General features: G+C 50.4%; 7 protein-coding genes. 4 read left to right on the forward strand and 3 right to left on the reverse strand.

Translation table 11 applies throughout. From position 1 onward, the window contains the following. Nucleotides 1-2,193, forward strand: a 2,193-nt coding sequence (locus tag IQ219_RS12720; RefSeq protein ID WP_194072850.1) for a 5'-nucleotidase C-terminal domain-containing protein, incomplete at its 5' end; no start/stop codon positions are given. A gap of 115 nt (nucleotides 2,194-2,308) precedes the next feature. On the opposite strand, the gene IQ219_RS12725 is transcribed toward IQ219_RS12720, so the two are convergent. Beyond that, entirely contained in the window at nucleotides 2,309-2,476 is a 168-nt protein-coding gene (locus tag IQ219_RS12725) for a universal stress protein (RefSeq protein WP_228017041.1), read from the reverse strand. A gap of 41 nt (nucleotides 2,477-2,517) precedes the next feature. On the opposite strand from IQ219_RS12725, the gene IQ219_RS12730 reads away from it, so the two are divergent. Continuing rightward, on the forward strand, nucleotides 2,518-3,312 hold the full coding sequence (locus IQ219_RS12730) for an Rpn family recombination-promoting nuclease/putative transposase (protein ID WP_194072851.1): 795 nt from the start codon (nucleotides 2,518-2,520) through the stop codon (nucleotides 3,310-3,312). Between the two features lie 138 nt (nucleotides 3,313-3,450). Here the strand turns inward: IQ219_RS12730 and IQ219_RS12735 are convergent, their stop codons facing one another. Continuing rightward, on the reverse strand, nucleotides 3,451-4,326 hold the full coding sequence (locus IQ219_RS12735; RefSeq protein ID WP_194072852.1) for a universal stress protein: 876 nt from the start codon (nucleotides 4,324-4,326) through the stop codon (nucleotides 3,451-3,453). A gap of 53 nt (nucleotides 4,327-4,379) precedes the next feature. Beyond that, complete coding sequence (locus tag IQ219_RS12740) at nucleotides 4,380-5,579, reverse strand: hybrid sensor histidine kinase/response regulator (RefSeq protein WP_194072853.1); 1,200 nt, start codon at nucleotides 5,577-5,579, stop codon at nucleotides 4,380-4,382. A 241-nt stretch (nucleotides 5,580-5,820) separates the two neighbouring features. Between IQ219_RS12740 and IQ219_RS12745 the strand changes: the two genes are divergently transcribed. Beyond that, nucleotides 5,821-7,149, forward strand: coding sequence for an ammonium transporter (locus IQ219_RS12745; RefSeq protein ID WP_190597138.1), 1,329 nt, complete (start codon nucleotides 5,821-5,823; stop codon nucleotides 7,147-7,149). A gap of 120 nt (nucleotides 7,150-7,269) precedes the next feature. Beyond that, entirely contained in the window at nucleotides 7,270-8,574 is a 1,305-nt protein-coding gene (locus IQ219_RS12750) for a dihydroorotase (RefSeq protein ID WP_194072854.1), read from the forward strand. Nucleotides 8,575-8,677 lie beyond the last annotated feature (103 nt).

Below are 8,677 nucleotides of genomic sequence, written 5' to 3' on the forward strand. Positions count from 1 at the left end.
ACCGATGGCAATCTAACCCCTTTGCTCACAGCGGATGGTCAGGAAGCCAGTACCATCCCCGGTAAAATTGCCGCCAGCACCGTCATCACCGTTAACGGGGAAAAAATTGGCATTGTGGGGGCCGCCACCCCAACCCTGAGGACAATTTCTAGTCCAGGTAATGTGGGAATTTTGCCCAGTCCCTTTGGTGGCACTCCCACTGCGGCAGAGTTGGATGCCCTCGCAGCCATTATCCAAGCGGATGTGGATGCCTTATTGTTGGCCAATCCCGGGTTGAACAAAGTCATTTTGCTGGCCCATATGCAACAGATTGCGATTGAGCAGGAATTGGCTTCCCGCCTCAGCAATGTGGACATCATTGTGGCCGGTGGTTCCAATACCCGCTTGGTGGATGAAAACGATCGCCTGCGGGCGGGGGATACGGCCCAGGGAATTTACCCCATCATCAAAACCGGGGCCGATGGTAACCCTGTGGCAGTGGTTAATACCGACGGCAATTATAAATATGTGGGCCGCCTTGTAATTGACTTTGATGCGGAGGGGGTAATTATTCCCGAAAGCTATGATCCCCTAATTAGTGGAGCCTATGCCACCGATGACCAAGGTGTAGCAGATCTAAATGCCGCCGGTCTGATAGATCAAGAAGTCCAAGCCATTGTGGACCAACTGCGCACAGTCATCGTCGCCAAAGAAAGTAATGTCTTTGGGCTATCCAATGTTTACCTCGAAGGTCTGCGACCCGCAGTCCGCCAACAGGAAACCAACCTCGGTAACCTCACCGCTGATGCCAACCTGGCGATCGCCAAAACCATTGATTCCTCCGTTGTCATTTCCCTCAAAAATGGCGGCGGCATCCGGGATGATATTGGTCGAGTTGTCGTTCCCGCTGGGGGCACTGGGGTACCGGAGCGGCTGCCCAACGAAGCGGTTACCGATGCCGATGGCAATGTGGTTAAACCGGAAGGGGGGATTTCCGAAACGGACATTGCCAATGCCCTTAGTTTCAACAATGGACTAAGTTTGATCACTGTAACGGCCGCTGAATTATTGGCCTTAGTGGAACACGGCATAGCGGCCAGCGATGGCAGTAACCAACAGGGTCGTTTTCCCCAAGTTAGTGGTTTTGCTTTCAGTTTTGACCTCAACCGGGCCCCAGGCAGCCGTGTTCTTTCCCTGGCGATTGAAGATGAAACCGGCAAAGACCTAGATGTGGTGGTTAAAGATGGTCAATTGCTGGGAGATCCCAGCCGAACCTTCCGCATGGTTACCCTGGGCTTTCTCGCTGGCGGTGGCGATGGTTATCCCTTCCCCAGTGGCGAATCTGCTAACTTAGTTGATTTGAGCTTAGCTGCCGATGCTCCCCGAACCGGCTTAGCCACCTTTGCCCCCGATGGCTCTGAGCAGGATGCCCTGGCCGAATACTTGGCGGCCAACTTCAATACCCCCGCCACTGCTTTCAACCAAGCGGACACTGCCCCGGCATTTGATACCCGCATTCAAAATCTAGCTTTCCGGGAAGATACGGTAATTGATCCCATCGCCAACGAGATTGGGACCGTGGCTAAAGATGGTTTGTTCTTTGTTGAACTGCCCAATGGCATGGAAGTGAGCCTGAAGTATGAAGACCAGCCCTTGGTAGCCGGCACCTTTGGTAATTGGCAAATTCTGGAGGCGGAAACTGTGGACGGAATGAATCAAGTCCTCTGGCAAAATTCTGACACTGACCAATTTGGGCTGTGGAATGCTGATGCTGATTGGAACTGGTTGTCTTCTCAAACCTGGACTCCTGATTCCTTTAAAACCCTTGCGGCGGAAGTTACCTTCCAAATTGACCTTAATGAAGATGGACTGTTAGGCGATCGCCTGACAAATGTGGAAACCAAGGGCAATGTTAGTCTGCTGGAAGGCATCCTGGGTAATTACTACGCCCAAACCGGGGATGGCTTAACAACCCCAATTAAATACCTAGGGGAAGCCTTTGAGAATAACCTGGGCAACTGGCAGGCCCTAGCGGCGGAAACCGTACAGGGTATCAATCAAGTGCTGTGGCAGAACCTTGACACTAACCAAATTGGTATTTGGAACTCTAGTTCCGATTGGAATTGGCTTTCCTCCAGCGTTTTTGCCGCCGGATCTCCCGAGGCGATCGCCCAAGCGAATATTTTTGGTGTGGATCTGAATGCTGTAATTTAAGCCTCAGTTTTCCCATAAGCAATATCCCCACTTTCGTTTTGTAGAGGTGGGGATTTTTTCGTATCTGTGTGTAGGAAAATTTAGCTGGCTAGACTTTGTTTTTCTCTAATTACTGTTAACCTTTGGGAGAGAAAAACAGGAGAGGAAACCAACTGCGGTTCAAAATGTTATCCGTCAAACTAGGTACCGTCCAATCCAGCAACGTAGTCCGGTGACTAGCCCCGGCGATCGCCGTAATATCATTGACGAAAGCGGCATCAAGTATTTCTTGAACGGGATCCATCTCACACCGGAAGACAACGGCAAAGACGTTTTGGCTTGATTATGTTTGACAACCTCTGTAAATTTCTCGCAGAATCTTTTTCCGAAGACTATGCAGCTTGGTTGCTAGGACGACCAATCAAATTAACCAAACTGAGTCCAACGGAACTTTCCCTGGAACCAATTCGGGCTGATTCCCTGATTCTGGAACAGTCTGATGATCTGGTTTTGCATTTGGAATTCCAAACGGAACCGGACGAAAATATGGGCTTTCGGATGTTGGACTATCGAGTCCGGGTTTATCGTCGCTTTCCCCAGAAAACAATGTATCAGTTTGTTGTCTATCTAAAACCTAGTAGCAGCGATTTAGTTTATCAAGACAGTTTTCAGCTGGGGGAGACAGTACATTGCTATCAAGTTATTCGGCTCTGGGAGCAATCTTCAGACATATTTATGGAAAGCCTAGGGTTATTGCCTCTGGCCATATTGACCCAAAACCCTGACCCGACAGTAAAATTGAAGGAGGTGGCAACGGCTTTGGACCGGATTAGAGATCGTCGAGTCAAGGCGAACCTGATGACAGCAACCTCTGTTTTTGGAGGACTTGTGCTGTCGCCAGAGTTTATCAAAACGATTTTAAGGAGCGAAATTATGAAGGAATCAGCCGTTTATCAAGAGATTTTACAGGAAGGAGAACAGCAGGGCTTGCTTAAAGGAGAACAGCGGGGCTTGCTCAAAGGCAAATTGGAAACTATTCCCCTGCTGAGAAAGCTGGGACTAACGACCACAGAAATTGCTCAAGAGTTAGACATTGATATAGCTCTAGTTAACCAGTTCGTTGCTAATCAGGGTAACTAGGGGTTGGGGCTTGGTTTAAGTGCAATTCTTCTTTAAAACCAGTCTGAAATTTGGAGAAGTTGTTGTTTAGATGCTCTTTGGGAAATTACATGGTCAGTGTAAAATCCCCCTTTTAAAGGGGGAACTTTGAGCATTTCCCTAACCTTTGGGGGAGAAAAATAGGAGGGGAAACCAACTACGATTCAAAATGTTATCCGTCAAACTAGGTACTGTCCAATCCAACAATGTAGTCCGGTGACTAGCCACGGCGATCGCCGTAATATCATTAACAAAGGCAGTGTCGAGAATTTCCTGTACAGGGCTACCATGGCGTACTTCCGTGACAATATCCGGCACTAGGGAGCTAAATTCCTGTTTCAGCATGGCCAATTTTTCCTCAGCTTCCTGACGACGATTTTCCATCAGTTCTGGACGACGGATACCATCTTCCAAAATAGAGAGAAAATAACAGGACTGCACTTTACCAGGAGGGGCCTTTTCTAAGGAAGTTTTTAACCTTTCCACCAGATAGTTACCAGCGGAACTGGCATCATAGGGCACCAGTAAATTTCGCCAGAGATGTTGACAGCGCAAAGCCATTTCTTCCACCGTGTAGGTGGTGATCAATTGGGGCCGTAGGATCATCACCGGTACCTTGGTGGACTTGGCCAAGGAAAGGGTGTGGCTACCGAAAAGCTTTGACTCCAAATTGCTCCGCACCGGCATGCCATTAATAATCACATCAATGGCTTCCCTTTCCACCAACTGGTTCACCAAATCTAGGTATCGCACGGAGGATACTTCCACCTTCACTTCCACCCCTGCCGGCACCTGACCCACTAGGGATTCCAGATAAATTTTGGCTTCCTTGAGCTTACTTTCATCCACATTGGCCAGGTGCTCATCTTCCCAGACAGAAACGGTGTGGAGAAAAATTAGCTTACTGATGCCACAGAGGGAAAGTTCTTCCACAAAGCCCGCTAGTCGTTGCAGTCCATCGGAAAAATCTGTACAAATGAGGCAATGCTTAAACATAATAAAATCTGCCCTCCGCTGGCATAGTTGCTAGTGTTTGTCGAATTGTGAATCTACTCTAAACCCACCGGCCCTTGGTCGGAGTTGACCTTGGTAATCCTGTGGCCCCCTTCTTTACTGTTATCGACCGCCGCTTCCCCCCATTGGCCATGGGGCACCCAACCGATCGGCACCGGAGGATGTTGGGGCAATGTCAGGGAAAGAATGGCTCCCTTGGGTTGATTATCTTGCACTGTGATGGCACCGCCATGGGCTTCGCTCATCATCTTACAGAATGCCAGACCCAAGCCAATTTGGGCAATGTTGGGCATGATGGTGCCCACTTCGTAGGGCTCAAAAATTTTTAGTTTAAGTTCGTCCTTAATGCCTGGCCCTTGGTCAATGAAGCAGATGGTGATTTTATTCTTGTCCTCCGTGACGATCGCCACCTCTACTTTGCCACCCGTAGGGGAAAACTTAATCGCATTGCTGAGCAAATTGCTGATAATGCGCTGGAAAATGGGGGGGTCTATTTTGGCAACCAGGGGTCTGTCTTCCCATTCCCTTACTAGGGTCAATTGCTTTTGGCTGGCGATCGCCTCGTAATCATCCAGCACAGTTGCAACCAATGCCAACAGGTCCACTTCTTGATAGTCCAGGCGAATTTTGCCATGCTCCTGTTTGGACACCACCAACATATCGTCCACTAAATGCTGGATTTGTTGCCCGGCATGAAGCAGGCGACCGAGCTTTTCTGTGGGCAAGGGAGGATCATAATGGCCCCTCTGCAAAATTTGTATCCCCAAAATCAAATTGGTGAGGGGGTTACGCAAATCATGGACAATCATGTGCACCATCGATTCCCGTTGTTGCAGTAAATTCCCTAGGGCATCGTACTGGTGCTTCAGGCGCAACATGGCCTGGATACGGGCTTGCAATTCCAAACCATTCAAAGGCTTGGAAATAAAATCATCGGCCCCCGCCGCCAAACAATTGGCCAAACTGAGTTTACTGTCTAGGGCCGTAACCATAATAATTGGCAGGGCACGCCACCGAGCCGAAGCACGGACCGCTCGGCAAACCTCAATGCCACTCAGCCCCGGCATCATAACATCGAGTAACAAGAGGTCTGGCTGAAAGGTATCTAGACTGTCAATGGCCTGTTGGCCACTGTCGGCGTAGTTAAGCTCATAACCCCGATCCGCTAGGAGGGCATCAATAACATCAAAATTATCGGGATCGTCATCTACCACCAGGAGGGAAGCTGGTCCCATAGAGCGTTCCTGCCAATGCAAGCTTTCCAGAAGAGGATCAATTCCTCTCCTTCCCAGTTTAGCGTGTACTTCCCCCTACTCACTAGAGTGGAACCCAAATATCATCGGCGTACTGCTTTTCCTGATTTTATAAATTGTGGGCAAACGGTGACAAAAGTTGGTGGTGAACAATTCATTCCCTCCTAAGATGCAATCTTAAGAAAAATCTCACTTTTTCCAGGGAGTTGATTTAGTACAGGCAATGAAACTCAAAATTTTTCCCCTTGCCCGTTATGCCCTGGGCGCTATGCTGGCATTTTTATTTGTCGGGGTGGCCCAGGCCCAAACAGAAACCATTTCCATTGCAGAAGTTACCTATGCAGTTAATAATCTATTCTTACTGGCCGCAGCGGTTTTAGTACTGTTCATGCAGGCTGGCTTTGCCATGTTGGAGGCGGGACTGTCTTCCCACAAAAATACAGTTAATGTGCTCTTTAAGAACACTTTTGATGTTTGTGTGGGAGTATTACTTTACTTCCTCTTTGGTTACAGTCTAATGTACGGAGAAACCCCAGTGTTGGGTGGCTTTTTTGGCTGGAGTGGCTTTGGCATTGCCAACACCCCAAACAACGTTGAAGGCCTCAGCCCCCAAGTGGATTGGTTGTTCCAAGCAGCCTTTGCGGCCACGGCGGCCACCATTGTCTCCGGGGCGGTAATGGGGAGGATGTATTTCAAAGCCTACCTAATTTACTCCGCTGTCATTACCGGGTTGGTCTATCCCATCAGTGGCCACTGGAAGTGGGGGGGAGGCTGGCTTGACCAATTGGGATTCCATGATTTTGCCGGTTCCATTCTGGTGCACGCGGTGGGGGGATTTGCTGCCCTGGCCGCCGTGGTGGTGATGGGGCCCCGCATTGGCCGTTTTGAGGGCAACAAAATTAACAGTCTAGGTTACCAGGGGATTACTTCCAGTTCCCTGGGGGTGTTTATTCTCTGGGTGGGCTGGTATGGCTTTAATCCCGGTAGTCAATTGGCCTTTGTGGGGGCTCTAAACACCAATACCACCATGTTAATTGCGGTGAACACCACCCTGTCCGCAGCGGCGGGAGGATTGGCAGCCCTCGCCTTCGACTGGATTACGGAAGCCAAACATAAAGCCAACTTACTGGTGACCCTCAATGGCATTTTGGGCGGTCTGGTGGGCATTACCGCCAGTTGTGACACCGTTAGTAACTGGTCGGCGATCGCCATTGGGGTGGTGGCAGGCGTTTTGTCAGTGCTGGGCACGAAGCTGTTAGACCGTCTACGTATTGACGACGGGGTGGGAGCTTGGCCTGTGCACGGTTTATGCGGCATTTGGGGCGGTATTGCCGTGGGCATTTTTAGCACCAACGTTGAACATAAACTCAGTGCCCAGATCGTTGGCTCCTTGGTGATCCCCTTTTGGGCCTTCATCACCATGTTTTTCCTTTTCTACCTACTAGACCTTTGGGGCATGTTAAGGGTAAAACCGTCCCAGGAAAAAGTGGGGCTCGATATTGTTGAACATGGTCAAACAGAAAAAGGGGTGGAGATCGCCTTTGAAGACTAGCCCTTGATTGACCAAGCATAAAAAGTACAGTTAACCCCCAGAATCCGGAAAGGTTGCCCAACTTTGCTAGGATTTTAGGGGGATTTTTGTGGCGTCGTTCCCCCGAGGTTAAAAGGTTAAATGGAAACGCAATGTCGACCCCAGGTTCGTTGCCTAGATCCCATACAGGGCACGGAAACACGGGTGACGGTGATGGTACGGGGCAAGGCCATTGTGGCCGTAGAGGATGATTCTTACCCCATACCAACGGATGCGGTGGTGATCCCCGGAGAGAATTTACTCTTGGCCCCCAGTCTGGCAGACCTGTATAGCTACAGCGGTGAGCCTGGCCACGAAGACCGGGAAACCCTCAGCCAATTACTGCAAACGGCGATCGCCGGCGGCTTTAGGGACATTGCCATTTTACCCACCATGGATCCGCCCCTGGACCGACCCCAAACTTTGCAGTGGTTGGAGCAAAGGTTAAATCAGATGGCGGGGATAAATGCCCATCCTCAGGAACAGGGGGAAGATGGGGCCACAGTCCAATGCCACTGGTGGGGAAGCGTCACCCAAGGCAACCAAGGTCAACAGTTGACTGAGTGGGGAGAATTAAGCCAAGCCGGAGTAATTGGTTTCAGCGATGGAGGGGCCATTGCAGATTGGCGCCTATTACAGCGGGCTTTGGAATATGGGGCCATGGTCGGCAAGCCTCTAGCCCTAGTTCCCCTCCATAGTTCCCTGCGGGGTAATGGGGTGATGCGGGAAGGGCCGTTGGCGATTCAATTGGGGCTGCCACCGGATCCGGTGATGTCCGAAGCGGCGGCGATCGCCAGTTTGTTGGAGTTGTTACCCCATTATCCGACCCCCGTACATCTGATGCGTATTTCCACTGCTCGGGGAGTCGCACTAATTGCCCAAGCCAAAAGTCAGGGGTTAAACTGCACTGCCAGCGTCAATTGGCACCACCTTTTGCTCAGTAACGAGGCGATCGCCCATGGTTTACCGCCCCACACGCCCCACTATGATCCTAATCTGCGCTTTGACCCTCCCCTAGGCAACGAAGGCGATCGCTTAGCGCTGATTGACGGAATTAAAAACGGTGTCATTGATGCCATTGCGGTGGACCACCAAGCCTTTACCTATGAAGAAAAAACCCAGACCTTTGCGGAAACTCCCCCCGGGGCGATCGGCTACGAATTGGTTTTGCCCTGTTTGTGGCAAGGGTTAGTGGAAAAGGGTCTCGTAACCCCCACTGAACTGTGGCGGGCCTTGAGCACCAATCCCCGGCAATGCTTGGGCCTATCCCAGGTTAATCCGCCGCGAATTTTGTTTGATCCCGGTCTGCCTTGGACTTTACAGAGGGGGGCTTTGCAAACTTCTGCCTATAACAGTCCTTGGTGGGGCCACAGCCTCAAGGGTAAAGTGGTGGCTTGGGAATTGTAATTTTGGTTAGCCTTGGCACGGTTAGGATGGGCATAACCATTCAGTCTGCAAACCCCAAGTTATATGGATATTCATCGCTTACCCGTCCTGGCCGATAACTATA

It is taken from the genome of Synechocystis sp. LEGE 06083 (assembly GCF_015207725.1).
GTDB lineage: Bacteria > Cyanobacteriota > Cyanobacteriia > Cyanobacteriales > Microcystaceae > Synechocystis > Synechocystis salina.